19 protein-coding genes are annotated in these 17,534 nt (G+C 68.4%); 9 read left to right on the top strand and 10 right to left on the bottom strand.

All coding sequences use genetic code 11. From position 1 onward, the window contains the following. Positions 1-11: 11 nt before the first annotated feature. Positions 12-971, bottom strand: a complete 960-nt coding sequence (locus Hhyl6_RS03470; protein WP_483737832.1) for a formate/nitrite transporter family protein — start codon at positions 969-971, stop codon at positions 12-14. Positions 972-1,053: 82 nt separating this feature from the next. Further along, the gene (gene purH, locus Hhyl6_RS03465; RefSeq protein WP_483737831.1) at positions 1,054-2,634 is read right to left on the bottom strand and encodes a bifunctional phosphoribosylaminoimidazolecarboxamide formyltransferase/IMP cyclohydrolase; all 1,581 of its coding nucleotides are present in this window, start codon (positions 2,632-2,634) and stop codon (positions 1,054-1,056) included. 145 nt (positions 2,635-2,779) lie between these two features. Here purH and Hhyl6_RS03460 point away from each other — a divergent pair, with 145 nt between their 5' ends. The 3 genes from Hhyl6_RS03460 (at position 2,780) to purB (ending at position 5,915) form a co-directional block, all read left to right on the top strand. Next, positions 2,780-3,328 (top strand): hypothetical protein, encoded by a 549-nt coding sequence (locus tag Hhyl6_RS03460; RefSeq protein WP_483737830.1) that lies wholly within the window; start codon positions 2,780-2,782, stop codon positions 3,326-3,328. A 199-nt stretch (positions 3,329-3,527) separates the two neighbouring features. After that, complete coding sequence (locus Hhyl6_RS03455; RefSeq protein ID WP_483737829.1) at positions 3,528-4,478, top strand: PrsW family intramembrane metalloprotease; 951 nt, start codon at positions 3,528-3,530, stop codon at positions 4,476-4,478. 45 nt (positions 4,479-4,523) lie between these two features. Further along, complete coding sequence (gene purB, locus Hhyl6_RS03450) at positions 4,524-5,915, top strand: adenylosuccinate lyase (RefSeq protein WP_483737828.1); 1,392 nt, start codon at positions 4,524-4,526, stop codon at positions 5,913-5,915. Between the two features lie 14 nt (positions 5,916-5,929). Here the strand turns inward: purB and Hhyl6_RS03445 are convergent, their stop codons facing one another. Then, a complete protein-coding gene (locus Hhyl6_RS03445) occupies positions 5,930-6,157 on the bottom strand; it encodes a HalOD1 output domain-containing protein (RefSeq protein ID WP_483737827.1) in 228 nt (75 codons plus the stop codon). Positions 6,158-6,245: 88 nt separating this feature from the next. On the opposite strand from Hhyl6_RS03445, the gene Hhyl6_RS03440 reads away from it, so the two are divergent. Further along, positions 6,246-7,556 carry an MFS transporter gene (locus Hhyl6_RS03440; RefSeq protein WP_483737826.1) on the top strand — a complete coding sequence of 437 codons (1,311 nt, stop codon included), beginning with the start codon at positions 6,246-6,248 and terminating at the stop codon, positions 7,554-7,556. Between the two features lie 38 nt (positions 7,557-7,594). Then, positions 7,595-8,215: a phosphoribosyltransferase gene (locus tag Hhyl6_RS03435; RefSeq protein ID WP_483737825.1), complete on the top strand. Its 621-nt coding sequence runs from the start codon at positions 7,595-7,597 to the stop codon at positions 8,213-8,215. Here the strand turns inward: Hhyl6_RS03435 and Hhyl6_RS03430 are convergent. Then, positions 8,204-9,406 (bottom strand): M20 family metallopeptidase, encoded by a 1,203-nt coding sequence (locus Hhyl6_RS03430; RefSeq protein ID WP_483737824.1) that lies wholly within the window; start codon positions 9,404-9,406, stop codon positions 8,204-8,206. The genes Hhyl6_RS03435 and Hhyl6_RS03430 overlap by 12 nt on opposite strands. Beyond that, a complete protein-coding gene (gene lysA / locus Hhyl6_RS03425) occupies positions 9,403-10,638 on the bottom strand; it encodes a diaminopimelate decarboxylase (RefSeq protein ID WP_483737823.1) in 1,236 nt (411 codons plus the stop codon). The genes Hhyl6_RS03430 and lysA overlap by 4 nt, the downstream gene beginning before the upstream one ends. 293 nt (positions 10,639-10,931) lie before the next feature. On the opposite strand from lysA, the gene Hhyl6_RS03420 reads away from it, so the two are divergent. Then, positions 10,932-12,056, top strand: coding sequence for a bactofilin family protein (locus Hhyl6_RS03420; RefSeq protein WP_483737822.1), 1,125 nt, complete (start codon positions 10,932-10,934; stop codon positions 12,054-12,056). A 59-nt stretch (positions 12,057-12,115) separates the two neighbouring features. On the opposite strand, the gene Hhyl6_RS03415 is transcribed toward Hhyl6_RS03420, so the two are convergent. The 3 genes from Hhyl6_RS03415 to dapA form a co-directional block, all read right to left on the bottom strand. After that, on the bottom strand, positions 12,116-12,955 hold the full coding sequence (locus Hhyl6_RS03415) for a 2,3,4,5-tetrahydropyridine-2,6-dicarboxylate N-succinyltransferase (protein WP_483737821.1): 840 nt from the start codon (positions 12,953-12,955) through the stop codon (positions 12,116-12,118). A gap of 315 nt (positions 12,956-13,270) precedes the next feature. Next, entirely contained in the window at positions 13,271-14,029 is a 759-nt protein-coding gene (dapB, locus tag Hhyl6_RS03410) for a 4-hydroxy-tetrahydrodipicolinate reductase (RefSeq protein ID WP_483737820.1), read from the bottom strand. Next, a complete protein-coding gene (gene dapA / locus Hhyl6_RS03405; RefSeq protein WP_483737819.1) occupies positions 14,026-14,952 on the bottom strand; it encodes a 4-hydroxy-tetrahydrodipicolinate synthase in 927 nt (308 codons plus the stop codon). Before dapA ends, dapB begins: the two co-directional genes overlap by 4 nt. A gap of 272 nt (positions 14,953-15,224) precedes the next feature. Between dapA and Hhyl6_RS03400 the strand changes: the two genes are divergently transcribed. Continuing rightward, complete coding sequence (locus tag Hhyl6_RS03400) at positions 15,225-15,722, top strand: LabA-like NYN domain-containing protein (RefSeq protein WP_483737818.1); 498 nt, start codon at positions 15,225-15,227, stop codon at positions 15,720-15,722. Positions 15,723-15,769: 47 nt separating this feature from the next. Here the strand turns inward: Hhyl6_RS03400 and Hhyl6_RS03395 are convergent, their stop codons facing one another. Continuing rightward, complete coding sequence (locus tag Hhyl6_RS03395) at positions 15,770-15,952, bottom strand: DUF8178 family membrane protein (protein ID WP_483737817.1); 183 nt, start codon at positions 15,950-15,952, stop codon at positions 15,770-15,772. 172 nt (positions 15,953-16,124) lie between these two features. Between Hhyl6_RS03395 and Hhyl6_RS03390 the strand changes: the two genes are divergently transcribed. After that, positions 16,125-16,592 carry a PUA domain-containing protein gene (locus Hhyl6_RS03390; RefSeq protein WP_483737816.1) on the top strand — a complete coding sequence of 156 codons (468 nt, stop codon included), beginning with the start codon at positions 16,125-16,127 and terminating at the stop codon, positions 16,590-16,592. Between the two features lie 36 nt (positions 16,593-16,628). Continuing rightward, positions 16,629-17,081 (top strand): Ig-like domain-containing protein, encoded by a 453-nt coding sequence (locus Hhyl6_RS03385; RefSeq protein ID WP_483737815.1) that lies wholly within the window; start codon positions 16,629-16,631, stop codon positions 17,079-17,081. Here Hhyl6_RS03385 and Hhyl6_RS03380 read toward each other — a convergent pair whose 3' ends face one another. Beyond that, positions 17,082-17,474: an ArsR/SmtB family transcription factor gene (locus tag Hhyl6_RS03380; protein WP_483737814.1), complete on the bottom strand. Its 393-nt coding sequence runs from the start codon at positions 17,472-17,474 to the stop codon at positions 17,082-17,084. Positions 17,475-17,534: the final 60 nt, after the last annotated feature.

Below are 17,534 nucleotides of genomic sequence, written 5' to 3'. Positions count from 1 at the left end.
AATGGCTTTGGTCATCGGTCCCGGTCGTGCCCGTTGACGGGGACGTAGGAGCGACCCGACTCGGAGAGCGGGCCGAGGACCCACTCTCTCACCGTCAGCTGACGCTTCTGCCCCTTCTCTCGGGCCGTCTCTAAGCGACGTTCGGTGGTCTGGAAGTAGTTGACGACGGTGACCAGCACCACCCCGCCGATGGAGTTGCCCAACAGGACCGGGAGGACGAACTGCGAGACGCCGACGGCGAGCGCGAGTTCGCCGTTGAAGACGAGATACAGCATCTCGGTCGCAGAGACGACGACGTGGTAGAGGTTCCCGAACGGGATTGCGAGGAAGGAGATGTAGACGAGCACCAGCCGTGAGACGCTGTCACGGAGCGAGTAGTCCACCCAGACGACGCCGGCGACGATGAGACCGGCGAACACCGCCTTCGAGAACAGCGTCCACCACGGCGTCTCGATGGCCTTCTGTGCGAACCCTTCGGCCGCCGTGGCCGCCGCCGGTGAGAGCACGCCGGTAGAGGAGAGCGCGAGCGCACCGAGCAACCCGCCCGCGAGGTTGGCGGCGAGAACGACCCCCCAGATACGCATCAGGGCCGGCAGACTCGCGAGTCGCTCCAGCGTCAGCGCCACGGGCGGCAACGTGTTCTCGGTGTAGAGTTGGTAGTCCCCGAGGATGATGAAGACGAACCCGAGCGGGTACAGGAGCGCACTCAGGACTGGGTCGCCGTCGGTGGACGCGTACAGCGACGCGTACAGCAGGAACGTAACGGTGATGGCGAACCCGGCGGCCAGGCCGCTGAACACCAACTCGCGAGTACTGGACGAGATTTCCTCGTCAGCGGCGACGACGATACGCTGGAAAATCTCGTCGGCGGAGAACCGGTCTCGGATGGTGTGACCACCCGCGGGTGCCCCGCTCTGTGAGACGTCGACGGCGTCGCGGACGGCGGCTTCTCTGTCTGAGTCGCTCGACATCGCCGCTCGGTTCGCCGTCGCTCGTGAAGCGTCTTTCGGGACTGGTTTCGGCGAGACGGTTCGGACGCCCGTTCGCCGGCGCTCAGTCGTGCCGGAAGGAGCGCTGGCCGGTGAACACCATCGTCATACCGTGTTCGTCGGCGGCTTCGACGACGCTCTCGTCGTTCTTCGACCCGCCGGGCTGGATGACCGCCTCGATGCCGGCCTCGGCGGCTTCCTCGATGCCGTCCGGGAACGGGAAGAACGCGTCAGAAGCCATCACGGCCCCCTCGGAGTCCTTGCCCTCCGCGTGTTCCTCGGCCTTCATCGCGGCGAGGCGGACAGCGTCGACGCGGGAGACCTGTCCCATGCCGATGCCGACCGTCTCGGTGCCTTGCGCGAAGAGGATGCCGTTGGACTTGACGTGTTTCAGCGTGTGCCACGCGAACAGCATCGACTCTATCTGCTCGTCGGTCGGTTCACGCTCCGTGACGACTTCGAGGTCGTCGGCGGTCAGGTGCTGGGTGTCCCGTTCCTGCACGAGGCGGCCGCCGACGAGGGGCTTCTCGGTTAGCGTGTCGGTGACCTCGAAGTTGTCGTTGACGTCCAGCACTCGGAGGTTCTCTTTCTGGCAGAGGACGTCAAGCGCGGCGTCGGTGTAACTCGGCGCGACGACGACCTCCTTGAACGAGTCGATAATCTGCTCGGCGGTGGCGGCGTCGCACTCGCGGTTCAGCGCGACGATACCGCCGAAGGCGCTCATCGGGTCCGTCGAGAGCGCCTTCTGGTAGGCGTCGGCGAGGTCGTCGGCCGTCGCACACCCGGCGGGGTTGGTGTGCTTGATGACGGCGGCGGCCGGTTCCTCGAACTCCTTGATGAGGTTGAGCGCGCCGTCGGCGTCGTTGTAGTTGTTGTACGACAGCGCCTTGGCACCCTCGTTCAACTGGTCGGCGTGGACGACGCTGGCCTCGGAGACGGTGGTGTCGGCGTACAGCGCGGCGTCCTGATGGGGGTTCTCCCCGTAGCGGAGGTCGGCCGCCCGGTCGTCGGAGACCAGACGGCGTGCGGGGAAGGCCCCGCCCTCGTCGCCCTCGACGGCGACGGTCCCCGACTCCCAGTCGACGTCGACGCGGCCCTCGGCGAACCACTTGACGACGCGGGGGTAGGCCGTGAACTCCCCCTCGTAGAGGACGCGCTCCTTCAGGTCGTCCTTCTCGTCGCCCTCGAAGACGGGGATGGGTTCCTGTGTGACGATGGGGCCGCCGTCCACTGTCTCGTCGACGACGTGGACCGTACAGCCCGTGATTTTCACGCCCGACTCCAGCACTTGCCGGTGGGCGTCGTCCCCGGCGAAGTTCGGCAGGAGCGATGGGTGGACGTTCAGCGTCGTCGGCGCTTCCTCCAGAAACGCCTCGGTGAGTATCCGCATGTACCCGTCGAGGGTCACGAGGTCGAAGTCGTACTCCGAGAGGGCGTCGAGGACCCGCTCTTCGTGGGCCTCGCGGGCCTCGCCCTCGCCGCGCTCGACGACTTCCGTCGGGATGCCGCGTTCGGCGGCGGCCTCCAGCACGGGCGCGTCGGCGTCGTTCGTCAACACGACGGCGAACTCCGCCCCGCCCGGAGCGCGGTCGGCGATGTTCATGAGGTTCCGGCCACGGTTGCTGGCCATACCGGCGAGTTTCATACCTGAGTGGGTGGTGGGGCCGTGCAAAGTAGTTGCGAAACGAGCGCTGAGCGTGTGCACACCTCGGTCACGGGGGACGCTGGCACACGGCCCGGCGCGTCGGTGTGTCGATGTCCCTTTGTAGCCGGCCCGACCACTCGCCGATATGTCGAAGCTACGGTGTCAGCGTGCCGGGGCCGTCGCCGCCGTCGGTGGACTTCTCTGGATGGGGTGGGCCGTGGCACTCGGTCTGACGGGACGGGAGAGCGACGCGGTTCTGGCCGCCGTCGCCGTCTCGGCGCTCGGCGTCGTCGCCGGCCACTACGCCGTCGAGAGCTTCCACGGAGCCCGCATGAAGCGACCCGGGACGGGCGGGGCGTGGCTCGGCGTCGCGGGCGGCGTGGTCTTCGGTGCCGGCCAACTGCTCCGGGTGCTCACCGGCGACGGCGAGATAGTCGTCGGACTGGGCGTCCTCGTACTCGTGGGGGGGTCACTGCTCACCAGCGTCGGCCTCGTCAGGACTCGCGTCCAGCCGCCGTGGCTCGGCGTGTCGCTCGCCGTGGGCACCGTCGCGTTCCTCGGCTTCGAACTCTCGCCGTGGGCCGCCCTCCCGTACGGGGTGGCGTGGCTCGCGCTCGGTCAGGACCTCTACCGCTACGACCCGCCGGACGGGCGGTTCGGCGACGCGGAGGCCGACTACGGCTGGTTGGGATAGCGAGGGGCGCGACCGACGGGAGCGGCCCTCGAAAAAGCGCAGCGGCGAGCGGAGTGAGCCGCGAGCAGTGGCGCGGGTCTGACCGGCGGGAGCGCTCCTCGAAAACGTACCCAGGCGCCGAGCCAGACATACCGGGCTACCTGCCGCTCGGGGTCCCACTGCCGAAAGCCTCAGGTGGCTACCTCGAGACGTGTCTCACGTGTCAGACGACGATACGGACCCGGTCGCGGCAGCACTCTCCGGGTCGACGGACCTCTACGACGTCGCCGAGTGGGACCAGCGTAGCGCACTCGACCGGTTCTCGACCCGCCTCTACGGGGTGTTACACGCCTCCAGACGCTGGCTGCTCATCGCGCTCGCCGTCCTGCTGTTCGTCGCCCAGCTAGCGGCGACCATCCTGCTCGCGATTCGCCAGCCAGAACTCGGCGTTCTGGCGGCTCTGTCGGCGATTCCCGCGCTGGCTATCGTCGGCTACCTCTGGTACGGCGACCCGACGATGCGGGAACCGCTCGAACCGCTCGCCATCACGTTCGTCCTCGCAATCCTCTTCGCCAGCATCGCCGCGCTGGTCAACACCCTGCTCCAACCGCTGTTCACCATCGTCCCCGTCGTGGGGATGGCCCTGTTCTTCTTCGTCGTCGTCGGCCCCATCGAGGAGACGGTGAAGTGGCTCGCCGTCCGCGTCGGCGGGTTCGACACCATCGACGCCGTCGTCGACGGCGTCGTGTACGGTGCCGTGGCCGGTCTCGGGTTCGCCACCATCGAGAACGCACTGTACATCTCGCAGGGGTACACGCAGGCCGCGTCGGCCCAGAGCGGCGACCCCATCGTGGCGGCGCTCCAGACGGCGACCAGCCGTGCGTTCGTCGGCCCGGGCCACGTCCTCTACTCGGCGTTCGCGGGGTACTACCTCGGGCTGGCGAAGTTCAACAGCGACAATGCCGGCCCCATCGTCGTGAAGGGCATCGTCGTCGCGGCGCTCATCCACGCTGTCTACAATACGTCGGTGACGTACCTCCCGGAACTCGTCCCGTGGAACACGCTCATCTTCGTCGGGTTCGTCGTCGCCTTCGACGCCGCCGTGGGGTACCTGCTCTACCGGAAAGTCCGGCGCTATCGGCACCACTACGAACGGGCGACGAACGCGTAGGGGCAGAGCGACACGCTTTTTCGGGCCTCCCTCGGAGGGTCGAGCATGACCGACAGAGGGCCACTCGCCGCCGTGTCGCCGCTCGACGGGCGGTACGCCCGCTACACCGAACCGCTCGTTCCGTACGCAAGCGAGCGGGCGCTGATGCGCGCTCGCGTCGAAGTCGAAGTCGAATACCTGCTGGCGCTCGCCGACTTGGAGGCCACACCGCTCGACGTCGACGCCGACCAGCGAGCGACCCTGCGCGCACTCTACGAGGAGTTCGACGACGAGGACGCGTCCGTCGTCAAGCGACTGGAGACCGAGGGGTACGGCGAGTACGCCGCCACGAACCACGACGTGAAGGCCATCGAGTACTTCGTCCGTCTGGGCATGCCCGAGGGACTGGACGCCGACAACTGGATTCACTTCGGCCTGACCAGCGAGGACGTGAACAACCTCGCGCACCGCCTGCTCGTGAAACCGGCCGCCGAGGGGGTGCTGGTGCCGGAACTGCGCGAGATTCGGGACGCGCTGGTCGAGATGGCCCACGAGTACGGCGACGTGCCGATGCTGGCTCGCACCCACGGCCAACCGGCGACGCCGACGACGTTCGGCAAGGAGATGGCCGTCTACGCCTCCCGTCTCGGGCGGGCCATCGCGCGGGTCGAACGCGCCGCCGCCGACCTCTCGGGGAAACTCGCCGGCGCGTCGGGAACCTACGCCGCCCACCACGTGGCCTACCCGGACGTGGACTGGCGCGCCTTCGCCGAGTCGTTCGTCGCGTCGCTCGGTCTGGACCACGAACCGCTGACGACGCAGGTCAACCCGTGTGACGACCTCGAAGTCCTCTTCGACGCCCTGCGGGGCGCGAACAACGTCCTGTTGGACATGGACCTCGACATGTGGCTGTACGTCTCGGACCGCTACCTCGGACAGGAGGCCGTCGAGGGCGAGACTGGGTCCTCGACGATGCCCCACAAGGTCAATCCGATAGACTTCGAGAACAGCGAGGGGAACCTCTCGAAGGCCAACTCCGACCTCGTGTTCCTCGGGGACTACGTCACCAACTCCCGCCTCCAGCGCGACCTGTCGGACTCGACGGTCAAGCGCAACGTCGGCGCGGCCTTCGCCCACTGTCTGGTCGGCTACGGCAAGTGCCAGAACGGGCTGGCGAAAGTGGTCCCCAACGAGCAGGTGATGCGCGACGAACTCGACGCCACCCCGGAAATCATCGGCGAGGCGGTCCAGACAATCCTCCGCCGCGAGGGCCACGACGACGCCTACGAACAGGTCAAGAAGGCCACGCGCGGCCGGGACGTGACCATCGAGGACTTCCGCGAGATGTTCGCCGACCTCGACGTGAGCGAGTCGGTGCGTGCGGACCTGGACGCGCTGACGCCGGCGGGCTACACGGGCATCGCCGCGACGCTCGCCGAGAGCGTCGACGACGCCTGAGTCGGACTCTATCGTCAGGGCGCTTCGAGCGGGAGCACCGAGATAGTGCCGTCGCTACTCGCGGTCACCTCGTAGCCGTTGTACTCGAAGGTGACCGCACCTCGCGTTTGCCCGAAGATGGCGTCCAACGCGTCGCCGTCGATGGCGGGGTACAGCGTCTCCGTGAGTTCTTTCGGGTCGACCCCCTCGGCCTCCGCGACGGCCTCCACGACCTCCTCGCTCAACCGTTCGTTCGAACCCATAGGGGGCGCTTTCGACTCGACACATGAATCTTTGGTGGCCGCCCGACGAACGGAACGCTCAGGTGGTTTCCGTCCGTCCGGGCGGTAGATGGTTCTCGGCACCGACTCGCGCATCCTGACGCTGGCGTTCGCTCGGATGGCCGACGCGCTGGGCAACTCCTTTCTCATCATCGTCCTCCCCCTCTACATCGCCAGCGGGCAGGTGACGCTGACCGGCATCGCCGGCACCGAACTGTTCGGGTTCGTCCTCCGCCAGGAGACGCTCATCGGACTGGTGCTCTCGCTGTTCGGCCTGTTGAACTCCTTCGGCCAACCGCTGACGGGCCGCCTCTCCGACCGGACAGGCCGTCGCCGCGCGTTCGTGCTCACGGGACTGGTCCTCTTCGCCGTCGGGAGCGCCGCCTACCCCTTCCTGACGTCGTACTGGACGGTGCTGGCGGCCCGGGCGTTTCAGGGCGTCGGCGCGGCGTTCACGATACCGGCGACCATCGCGCTGGTCAACGACTACGCCGAGAGCGACGCCGAACGGGGCGGCAACTTCGGCGTGTTCAACACCTTCCGACTCGTCGGGTTCGGGTTCGGCCCCATCGTCGCGGGCGTCGTCATCACCGGCGGCCTCGACGCCGAGGGCGTCGTCTCCTACGCGCTCGGAGGGCTGTCGTTCTCGGGGTTCACCGCCGCGTTCGCCGTCGCCGTCCTCGGGGCCGTCGTCAGTTTCGCGCTCGTGGCGCTGCTCATCGAGGACCCGCCGACGGCCGAGGACGCGGCCGGGAAGGACCTCTCCATCGCCGTCTTGGACCCGCAGGGGAACGGGTTGGACTCGGTGTTCGTCCTCGGCGTCGGCACGTTCCTGATGGCGACGACCATCGCCCTGTTCGCCACGCTCGAAGGGCCGATTCGGATGCGACTGGACGAGTCGACGTTCATGTTCAGCGTGCAGTTCGCCGCCGTCGTCATCGCCAACGTCCTCTTGCAGGTCCCCATCGGCCGCGCGAGCGACAGAATCGGGCGGCGACCGTTCGTCGTCGCCGGGTTCGTCGTCCTCGTCCCGGCCGTCTACGCGCAGGGCGTCGTCACCGACCCGTGGTCGATGCTCGCCGCGCGGTTCGTACAGGGCGTCGCCGTCGCACTGGTGTTCGCGCCGTCGCTGGCGCTGGCGGGTGACCTCGCGGGAGCGCGCGGGTCCGGGACGACCCTCTCCGTGCTGACGATGGCCTTCGGCCTCGGCGTCGCCGTCGGACCGCTCGCATCGGGCGTCCTGTTCAACCTCGGTGGGTTCAGCACGCCTTTCACCGTCGGGGCGGTCCTCGCCCTCCTCGCGCTTGCCCTCACCTACTGGCAGGTGGAGGAGACGCTCGGCGTCGGCGAGGAATCCCCCCGGCCGTCACCGCAGGACTGACCGGGACCGTTAAGCCCGAGACCGTCGTAGCCATTGACATGTTCGCAGACCGCACCGACGCCGGTGACCGCCTCGCCGAGGAACTCCGGCGACGAGAGGTGGCGGCCGACGTGGTGTTGGCCATCCCCCGCGGCGGACTGCCGGTCGCGCGTCCCGTCGCGGACGCACTCGACGTACCGCTCGACGTCGTCGTCGCCCGCAAGGTGGGCGCGCCGGGGAACCCGGAACTGGCCGTCGCGGCCGTCGCCGACGACGGGACGACGTGGCGAAACGACTCGCTCATCGGCGCGTTAGACCTCACGACGGAGTATCTGGAGACCGAAACCGAACACGAACAGCGGGCGGCGAAAGAGAAACTCGACCGCTATCGGGCCGACCGACCACCGCTCGACGTCTCGGGCAAGCGCGTCGTCATCGTGGACGACGGCCTCGCCACGGGGGCGACGATGCGCGCCTGCGTCGAGCGAGTGAAGGAAGCGGGGGCCGCGGGCGTCGTCGTCGCCGTGCCCGTCGCGTCGCCGGACACGGCCGACTCGTTCGAACGCCTCGCCGACGAGGTAATCACGGTGGAGGAACCGGTCAACTTCGGCGCCGTCGGCCAGTTCTATCGGGACTTCTCGCAGGTGAGCGACGACGAGGCGATGGCCCTACTGGAGTAGTCGCTCGACCGTCTCCCGCACCGCGCGGGCGGCGGTCCGCACCTCGGAGAGCCTGACGTACTCGCGCTTGGAGTGGGCGACGGCGCCCACCTCGTCGGTGAGGGTGCCGGGACCGAAGACGACGGTTGGGGCGTGCTGGGCGAAGTACGAGGCTTCGGTGGCCGCCTCGAACGGCCGGACCGCGCCACCGCTGGCGTCCCGCAGGGTTCGGACCAGTTCGGCTTCCGGGTCGGTGGCGAACGCCTCCGGGAACGGCGTGTCGGGTCGGATGAGCGCCACGTCGAGGCCCATCTCGGCCGGGAGCCACTCCCGGAGGTGGGCTTCGAGGTCCGCACAGAACCCGTCGCTCGTCTCCGGCGGGACGCTCCGCCGGTCGAACGTGATGGTGCACTCGGCGGGGACCTGATTCGTGGCCTCGCCGCCCTCGACCATCGAGGGGGTGAGGATAGGGCGGCCCAGCGTCTCGTGGGCCGCCGGTCCTCGCGGTTCCCCGTCGTCACCGCTCGTCTTTTCCGAGGCGCTCCGCGCCTCGCGTTCGTCGTAGCTCTCCATCGCCTGCAGAATCGGTGCGGCCGCCCGAATCGCGTTCATGCCGCTCCCCGGGTCGGCGGCGTGGGCGCTCTCGCCGCGGATGGTGACGGTGCCCTCGAACTGCCCTTTCGCCGCGGTGCAGACGTCGAGCCCCGTCGGTTCGCCGACGACGAACCCGTCGGCGTCGATGGTCTCGGCGAGGTGGGCGCCGCCGGTCTGGGTGGTCTCCTCGTCGACGGAGACGGCGAGCGTCACCGCGCCGTCGCCGGGGTCGACGGTGAGGAAGGCGTCCAGTAGCGCCGCCAGCGGTCCCTTCGCGTCGCACGACCCGCGACCACAGACCACGTCGCCAGCACCCTCGTCGCCGCTCCCGTCCACTCGCTCGTCACCCGGCGGGTCAGTCCGGCGCTCGTAGGGGAGGTGCGGCGGAACGGTGTCGATGTGCGTGTTCAACACCAGATGCGTGTCCGCCGCCGCCCCTTCCGCCGGGTCGGCCGCGCCGCGCGTGGCGACGACGTCGCCGAGGTCGTCCACGGTCGCGTCAACGTCTGCCGCGTCGAGAGCGTCGAGGAGCACCTCGCGCATCTCCGCGACCGATTCGGTGGAGTCCGTCTCGACGGCCCGTCGGTGGAACTCGGCGAGGTCGTAGGCCCCGCTCATCGCTCCAGACTGGTCACGTCGTCCAGCGTCTCTCGCTCGCGGACGACGCGGGCCTCGCCGCCCTCGATAGCCACTTCGGCCGGTCGGGGCTGGGAGTGGAACTGGTTGGCCAGTTCGTAGCCGTACGCGCCGGCGTTGCCGATGGCGAGCAAGTCCTCGCGCTCCGGGCGGGCGATGGGGCGGTCCGTGCAGAACACGTCGGCGCTCGTACAGCAGGGGCCGCCGACCGAGACTGGTTCGGCCTCGCGGTCGGGCGCGGTGACGTTTCGGATGGGGTGGTACGACCCGAACATCGCCGGGCGGATGAGCGTCGCAAGCGAGGCGTCGACGCCGACGACGGTGGCCGCGGGGGTCTCCTTTATCGTGTTGACCGCCGTGAGGATGAGTTCCGCGTCGGCGACGACGTAGCGCCCGGGTTCGAGTTTTACCTGGGCGTCGAGGTCGCCGACGGCCTCGCGGACCTTCTCGCCGACGACCTGCATGTCGAGCGGTTCCTCGTCCTCGCGGTAGGGGACGCCGAACCCGCCGCCGAAGTCCACGAAGTCGAGCGGAGTGATTTCGGTCTCGATTCGCCGGCCCATGTCTGCCACTTTCCCGATAGCGCGGCAGTGGTCGTCGAGGTCGTCGTGGAGGACGCCGCTCCCGGCGTGGGCGTGGATGCCGACGAGGTCGAACCGCTCGGCCACGTCTTCGGCCACTTCCGGCACTTGGTCGTAGGGGATGCCGAACTTCGCGTCCTTGCCGGTGGCGACCTTCTCGTGGTGGCCCGTGCCGATGCCGGGGTTGACGCGGATGGCGACGCGGCCGTCGTAGCCGCGCGCTTCGAGACGGTCGAAGGTGTCCCGAGCGCCGCCTGTGATGGTCAGGCCGGGGTGGTCTGCGGCGAGGTCGGTGGCGTAATCTAGGTCGCGGTCCGGCGGGTTGACGGCGGTGTACTGGAGCGTGTCCGGGTCCGCGCCGGCGTCGATAGCCCGTTGGAGTTCACCCCACGCGGCGCACTCGATGTCGGCGCCCGTGTCGAGGAGTTTCGAGAGGACGGCGCGGCCGGTGTGGGCCTTCGCCGCGTACATCACGTGAGCGTCGGGGAACGCCGACGAGAACCGCTCGTAGTTCTCGGCGACGCGGTCCACGTCGAGGACGTACAGCGGCGTGCCGTGTTCGGCCGCGAGTTCGCCCAGTCGGTCGTGGTCCCAGTCCGCGAGGCGGCGGACCGGCGGCGAGTCGTGACTCATTGGCGCAACGTCGGCGACGGCGGCTAACAAGGGTTCCGCTTCGACGTATCCTCGCCCGAGAGGCTCGGTCTTCCTCTCGTCCGACGGGCCGACAGAGACTCGTCGTCCGAGGGCCTCGCCCAGTAAGTGTCCCATATTCATCAATTCCGGGAGATTCCTGCGTGTGAACGTACACCGCGGACTGGTAGGAGGGGCGGTGAAGCGCGGCTAGACTCGGACTAGCGTGCCAGCGCGACCTGTGCGCCACCTCGTGTCAGCCTATACTTATTACTCGGCTGAGAGTATCTTCGACCATGACTCTCGTAGCATCGGCGCTCCGGCGGCGAGTTATCGCACTCTCGCTCGCGTTCGTCCTCCTCCTGTCCGTCGGGTCCGGCGTCGCGGCCGCACAGTCCTTTCAGGGCGCGGCGGGGTCCGTCGTCGTCGGCCCCGACGAGACGTACGACTCCATCGAGGGCGTCGCCGGAACAGTCGTCGTCCGCGGTACGGTCACCGGTGACGTCTCGACGGCCGCCGGAACGGTCCACGTCACCGAGAGCGGGACGGTCGGCGGGAACGTCCAGACCGCCGCCGGCACCGTCCGAATCGACGGGAACGTGGCCGGCGACGTGAACGCGGCCGGCGGGACGGTCGAAATCGGCGAGACGGCCCGCATCGGGGGGAACCTCGAGTCCGGGGCGGCGTACCTCTCCATCGACGGCAGGGTCGACGGTGACGTCACCGCGGGGGCCGAAACTATCGTCCTCGGACCGACCGCCGCCGTCGGCGGCGACGTCCGCTACGACGCCGAGACGTTCACGCGGGACCCCGACGCCAGCGTCGCCGGGTCCGTCGTCAGGGACGCCGCCATCCGCGACAGCGCTGGGCCGTCGTTCGAGGGCCTCGCCGTTCCGGGGTGGGTCGGTGCCATCTACGGCCTGTTCGCCAACCTGCTGCTCGGCGTCGTCCTGTTGGCCGCGTTCCCAGCCTTCTCGACTCGCGTGTCCGACCGGGTGGCCGACAGCCCCGTGAAATCCGGGGGTGTCGGTCTGCTGACCGTCGTAGCCGTCCCGCTCGTCCTCGTCGTCCTCGCGATTACCATCGTCGGCATCCCGCTCTCGCTGGTGGGCGCCGTCGCGTTCGGTGTCACGGTGTGGGTCGCCGTCGTCTACGGCCAGTTCGCCGTCGGCGCGTGGGCTATCGGCTTCGCCGACAGCGACAACCGCTGGGTCGCCCTCGCGGTCGGTCTCCTCGGGTTCGCCATCCTCGGTGCCGTCCCGGTGCTGGGCGGCCTCCTCGAACTGGCGGCGTTCCTGCTGGGCCTCGGTGCGCTCGCGCTCTCCCTCCGTGAGGCCTACCGCGGCCGCAAGGAACGCGACACCCCCGGCGGCCGTCAGACGACGCTCGACGAAGCCTCGAGTGACGCGTCCGCGGCCTGAGGTCGACGCCGCTCCGCGACGGCGGGGACGGACTCGGAGAACTCGTTTCCGTGCCGTCGCTAGTCTCTGAGCGCGTCCTCTCGCTCCGTCGCCTCCAGCGTCTCCTCCTCGACGTCGGTGGCGACGACGGCCGGCTTGTACGCGCCGCCGGGGATGAGGTCGTTGTCGCCGACGGAGGAGTCGACGAAGCGCTGGAACGCGCGCCGCTCGGGGGGCAGTTCGCCGTAGAGAACCTCGTCCTCGACGAGGTCGTAGACGGGGATGCGCGGGGTCAGGAGCGTGTTCTCGCCGACGACGCTCCCCTCGCCGACGACGAACCCGCTGGTCACGCGACAGCCAGCACCCAGCGAGACGTCGTCCTCGACGATGACCGGGGCGCTCTCGACCGGTTCGAGGACGCCGCCGATGAGCGTGTTCGCGCCGAGTTTGACGTTCTCGCCGATTTGGGCGCAGGAGCCGACGGTGTCACAGGAGTCGATGAGCGTGCCGTCGCCGACGTACGCGCCGATGTTGACGAACGAGGGCGACATCATGATGCAGTCCTCGCCGAGGTACGCGCCCCGGCGGATGGTCGTCCCGTCCGGCGTGTTTCGCGTGCCGCGTTCCCCGAGGTCACCGGTGTCACGGAGGGGGAGTACGTCGTGGTACTGGACGTCGCCGTACTCTCGGCTGTGAGTCTCGCGGAACGCGAAGTTGAGCAGGATGCCCTGCTTGACCCACTCGTTGGCCTTCCACTCGCCGTCCACCTTCTCGGCGGCGCGGACCTCGCCGTTCTCCAGTGCGGCGAGGAACTCGTCGAGGGTGTCCAGTTGCGGCGGTTCGACGTCGTCGATGGTAGCACCGTCTTCGTACGCTGTCCAGAGGTGCCCGATGTTCTCTTCGAGGTCTTGTCCGAGCATCTTGGGCGTCGGTACCGCCTCCGGACGTATAGCGACCATGGATTCGGACCGGACGGGAGCGCCGGCGCTCGATACGAGAGTCAGCGACCGGTTTCGAAAACCGCTCTCGCCTCAGTCCGCCCCTTCTCCCGGGACGTAGCCGCAGTCGGGACAGAGACCGACTCTGGTCGCTACTTCGAACTCTCCTGAGCAGTGGGGGCATCTCGACGCTGGCAGTCGTCCGCTGTGTTGCGTAGCCATACCTGTCGGTCCGGCGTTGTGTCGTATAAGGCTATGCGTTATATGGACAAAACTGTATTAGGTCCTCGAAGGGGCCTACGATGCGTCGACGACCTCGGCGAACTCGTACCGGCCGGCGTCTCGGCCGACCAGCCACGTCGCCGCGTCCAGCGCGCCCGCCGCGAAGACCGCGCGGTCCTCCGCGCGGTGGGCGAGGGTCACTACCTCGTCGTTGCCCGCGAGGAGGAGTTCGTGTTCGCCGCGGATGTTCCCGGCACGGCGGGCGAAGACGCCGATTTCGCCGTCCTCGCGTGGCGCGTGACCCTCGCGCCCGTACACCGGTTTCACGTCTCGCTCCTCCTGAATGGTCTCTAGGATGCTGTTGGCCGTGCCCGAGGGCGCGTCGACCTTCCCGTTGTGGTGGCTCTCCATGAGTTCGAGGTCGTAGTCGTCCAGCGCGGCGACGGCCTCCCGGACGACGCGCTGGAGGACCTGAATCCCCTGCGAGAAGTTGCTCGCCTTCAACAGCGGCACCTCGGCGCTCGCGGCGTCGAGACGCTCGATACCGGCCTCGTCGAACCCGGTGGTGCCGACGACCATGGCGACGCCCGTCTCGGCGCAGGCGTCGGCCACGGTCAGCGCGCCCTCGGGAACCGCGAAGTCCACCACGACGTCGACGTCGTACTCCGCGAGGGCGTCGGCGGCCTCGTCGGGGTGGACGACCGGTACCCCGTGGGCGGACTCGACGCCGCTCGTGGCGAACCCGACGACCACCTCGACGCCGCGGTCGACCGCCGTCTCCACGACGGCCCCGCCCATCCGGCCGGTGACGCCGTTGACGGCGACCCGCGTCATCGCTCGGCCTCCACGTACTCGCCTTCGACGTCATCGTCTTCGAGTTCCGCGAGTACGTCACGCAGGTCCTCGACGTGTTCCTCGGAGAGGCGCGTCAGCGGCGAGCGGACGTTGGCGGGGCCGTACCCGCGGATGCCCATGGCCTCCTTGACCGGGATGGGGTTCGTCTCGACGAACAGCGTCCGGAACAGCGGGCCGAGTTCGTGGTGGAGCGAGCGTGCGCGCTCGTAGTCCTCCGCCAGCGCCGCGCCGACCATCGCACAGGTCCGCTCGGGTTCGATGTTCGCGGAGACGGAGATACAGCCGTGGCCGCCGACCGAGAGGATGGGTAGGGTCATCCCGTCGTCGCCCGACAGCACCGCGAACTCCTCGTCGCGCGTGCGCTCGATGATTTCAGAAATCTGGTTCATGTCGCCGCTGGCGGCCTTGAACGCCCGGATATTCTCGTGGCTCGCCAGTTCGACGGCGGTGTCCGGTTCGATGTTGCGCCCGGTGCGCGAGGGGACGTTGTAGACGATTTGCGGGCAGTCCACCTCGTCGGCGATGGTGGTGTAGTGGTCGACGAGCCCCTGCTGTTCGGGCTTGTTGTAGTACGGTGAGATGAGGAGCAGGGCGTCGGCCCCGGCGTCTGCGGCCCGTCGAGAGAGCGAGAGCGCCTCGCGGGTGTTGTTCGACCCGGTGCCGGCGATGACCGGCACGTCGTCGACGGCGTCGACGACCGCCTCGACGACCTCCACGTGTTCGTCGTGGGTCATCGTCGCCGACTCGCCCGTCGACCCGACGGGGACGAGGCCGTCGACGCCCGCCTCCTCGAGTCGCTGTGCGTCTTCTCGGAGCGTTTCGAAGTCGATACTGCGGTCCTCGTCGTCGTGGAACGGCGTACACATCGCGGGGTAGACGCCGTGGAAATCGAGTGCTGTCATTGCTGAGTGGTGTGGTGTCGCTCTGGGATATGTGGTCCGGTTGCAGACGATGCGCGAGAAAGCGACCCGGGACGGGGGCGCTACGCCCGCCGCGAGTCAGTACGTGTGCGTACGCTTGCGTTTAGCGACGACACAGACGCCGCTCGCGACCGGGCGACCCGTCGCGGTGTGGCGCCGTGACATACACGAGGGACGGACCGTGAGGGACTTAGCTGTTGTGTTCTCCCGTGTTCATCCGAACACCTATCCGAGAGGGGGCATCAACTGGTGGTATGACTGTATCGCACCCGGGTCAGCGCGTGGCCGTTCTGGCCGACGCGCAGAACCTCTATCACACCGCCCGGAGTCTCTACACGCGAAATATCGACTACTCGGCCCTGCTGGAGGAGGCCGTCGACGGCCGCGAACTCACCCGCGCTATCGCGTACGTCATCCGTGCCGACTCGCCCGAAGAGGAGTCGTTCTTCGAAGCACTGGTGGACATCGGGTTCGAGACACGCATCAAGGACATCAAGACGTTTCAGGACGGGTCGAAGAAGGCCGACTGGGACGTGGGGATGAGCTTAGACGCCGTCACGCTGGCGAAACACAACGACGCCGTCGTCCTCTGCACCGGCGACGGGGACTTCGCGCGGGTCTGCCGGTACGTCCGCCACGAGGGGTGTCGCGTCGAGGCCGTCGGGTTCGAGGAGTCGACGTCGGAGGACCTGAAGGCCGCCGTCGACGGGTTCGTGGACATGAGCGCCGACGCCGACCGGTTCCTGCTGTAGCCGGCGCTCACGACACGCTGTCTCTGGAGAACTCGGGTGACCGGACCTTACACCGGGCGGCCGTCTTCAGAGGTGCCCACGAGCAGCGCACCTGCCGCCAGCCCCAGCGCCGCGACGCCCGCCGCGGCGGCCGGGATGGCGACGTCTATCGGTCCTGTCCCGAGGATGAGCGCCGTGCTGACGAACAGCAGGAGGGCGCCCAGAATCACTTTTCGGTTGTCCGTAGCCATTGTACCTCTCGATTGGCGTTCATCCGGTATAAATTTCCCCAAAACCGCCCGACGGAAGCACGTTAGACAGTCACAAACACTGTGATACTGTGGGTTCGTATTACCGTGCCATCACTTCTGCCCCCGTCGTCGGACCGAAAGGCGGTTGGTCGCCGGGCCGCGAACACCGCCAATGAGCGACAGCGAGTTTCGCGGCCTCTGTCGGGCCGCCGACTACCAGTTCGGTCGCGGCGCCGGGACGGCCCTGTTCCCGTCCGCCGACGACATCGAGGTGACGCACACGAGTTCCGGGCGGCCGCGGCAGGTCCACGCCGACGACGGGCGACTCGTCACGTACGGCACCGACGGCCGCTACACGCTGGGGGTGGCTGGCGGACGGCGCCTGCAAGCGCAGTTCGAGGCACCGCGTCACAGGGTGGTCGTCGGCGACGAGAGCGAACCGTTCGTCCGCGAGGGCCGCAACACCTTCGCGAAGTTCGTCCAGCGGGCCGACCCAGACCTCAGACCGGGCGACGAGGCCCTCGTGGTCCACGAGGATGGCGACTTACTCGCGGTCGGCCGTGCGGAACTGCCCGGCCACGGCATGACAGACTTCGAGACGGGGATGGCCGTGAAGGTCCGCCGCGGTGCCGACGACTGAGAGAAAGCACTTACCGGACCGGTCGGAAGCATCGCTATGCGCCGCCGTCAGGTCCTCGCGGTCGCCGCCCTCTCCGTCGCATCGCTCGCCGGGTGCACCGGGCCCGGGTCACCGGACGAGACGCCCACCGACGAACCGACCGACAGCGGGACGGCCTCTCCGACCGAAGCGGGTTCGGTGACGCCCGACCCCGACGACCCGATTCTGTTCGTCGTCAGCAACGAGACCGAGAGCGAACAGACGATTTCGGTCACCCTCACGCGAACCGACCAGACGTTCGTCGACGAGTCGCTGACGCTCGCTCCGGGCGAGTCCAGAGAGATAGAGAGCGGCGTTCGGTCGCCCGGCGACTACGAACTCGCGGTGGCCGTCGAGAACGGGCCAGAGCGGACGGTCACGCTCGCTATCGAGGCCTACGACGTTCGGATGGGGTCGAACCACTTCGTCGCCGTCGGACCGGACGAAATCGAGGTGTTCTGGGAGGAGTGACTACCGATAGGCGTCGGCGAACACCTGTTCGCGGCGCATCAACTCCTCGACGCCGTGGTCCAACAGCCCCTCGCCGAGCGCCGTCGCCCGGTAGTACGAGTACAGCCCCTCGCTGTCGGGTTCCTTGCGCTTGCGGTTCTCGACGAGGCCTACGTCGACCAGCGTATCGAGGTGGTGGTGGAGCGTGTTCCCGGGCAGGTCCAGCGCCTCCCGGAGTTCCTTGGCGCTCATCGAACCGTCGCGTTTCAGCCGATAGAGGATGCGGAACCGCGTCTCGTTGCCGACGGCTCGCTGCATCGCCACGTACTCCTCGAACGTGAGGACGCTCCCCTCTGGCAGGAGGTCGGCGGGGTCGGCCGGCCCGGTGCCTTCCTCCGGTGTCTTGATGCCCATCGCTCTACCGTACACTCGTGGCGCGACCGACATAACGGTTGTTGAGTCAGCGAGTGCTGA

Source organism: Haloarcula sp. H-hyl6, assembly GCF_056934455.1.
Note: the sequence above shows the minus strand (reverse complement) of the source record. Positions and strands in the feature narration are given on the sequence as shown.

Coding starts and splice junctions, on each gene's coding strand:
- Hhyl6_RS03445 (WP_483737827.1), bottom strand. CDS start 6,157: ATGGGTTCGAACGAACGGTTGAGCGAGGAGGTCGTGGAGGCCGTCGCG.
- Hhyl6_RS03435 (WP_483737825.1), top strand. CDS start 7,595: ATGTTCGCAGACCGCACCGACGCCGGTGACCGCCTCGCCGAGGAACTC.
- dapA (WP_483737819.1), bottom strand. CDS start 14,952: ATGACAGCACTCGATTTCCACGGCGTCTACCCCGCGATGTGTACGCCG.
- Hhyl6_RS03415 (WP_483737821.1), bottom strand. CDS start 12,955: ATGCTCGGACAAGACCTCGAAGAGAACATCGGGCACCTCTGGACAGCG.
- purH (WP_483737831.1), bottom strand. CDS start 2,634: ATGAAACTCGCCGGTATGGCCAGCAACCGTGGCCGGAACCTCATGAAC.
- Hhyl6_RS03400 (WP_483737818.1), top strand. CDS start 15,225: ATGACTGTATCGCACCCGGGTCAGCGCGTGGCCGTTCTGGCCGACGCG.
- Hhyl6_RS03380 (WP_483737814.1), bottom strand. CDS start 17,474: ATGGGCATCAAGACACCGGAGGAAGGCACCGGGCCGGCCGACCCCGCC.
- Hhyl6_RS03440 (WP_483737826.1), top strand. CDS start 6,246: ATGGTTCTCGGCACCGACTCGCGCATCCTGACGCTGGCGTTCGCTCGG.
- dapB (WP_483737820.1), bottom strand. CDS start 14,029: ATGACGCGGGTCGCCGTCAACGGCGTCACCGGCCGGATGGGCGGGGCC.
- Hhyl6_RS03470 (WP_483737832.1), bottom strand. CDS start 971: ATGTCGAGCGACTCAGACAGAGAAGCCGCCGTCCGCGACGCCGTCGAC.
- purB (WP_483737828.1), top strand. CDS start 4,524: ATGACCGACAGAGGGCCACTCGCCGCCGTGTCGCCGCTCGACGGGCGG.
- lysA (WP_483737823.1), bottom strand. CDS start 10,638: ATGAGTCACGACTCGCCGCCGGTCCGCCGCCTCGCGGACTGGGACCAC.
- Hhyl6_RS03460 (WP_483737830.1), top strand. CDS start 2,780: ATGTCGAAGCTACGGTGTCAGCGTGCCGGGGCCGTCGCCGCCGTCGGT.
- Hhyl6_RS03390 (WP_483737816.1), top strand. CDS start 16,125: ATGAGCGACAGCGAGTTTCGCGGCCTCTGTCGGGCCGCCGACTACCAG.
- Hhyl6_RS03430 (WP_483737824.1), bottom strand. CDS start 9,406: ATGAGCGGGGCCTACGACCTCGCCGAGTTCCACCGACGGGCCGTCGAG.
- Hhyl6_RS03385 (WP_483737815.1), top strand. CDS start 16,629: ATGCGCCGCCGTCAGGTCCTCGCGGTCGCCGCCCTCTCCGTCGCATCG.
- Hhyl6_RS03420 (WP_483737822.1), top strand. CDS start 10,932: ATGACTCTCGTAGCATCGGCGCTCCGGCGGCGAGTTATCGCACTCTCG.
- Hhyl6_RS03395 (WP_483737817.1), bottom strand. CDS start 15,952: ATGGCTACGGACAACCGAAAAGTGATTCTGGGCGCCCTCCTGCTGTTC.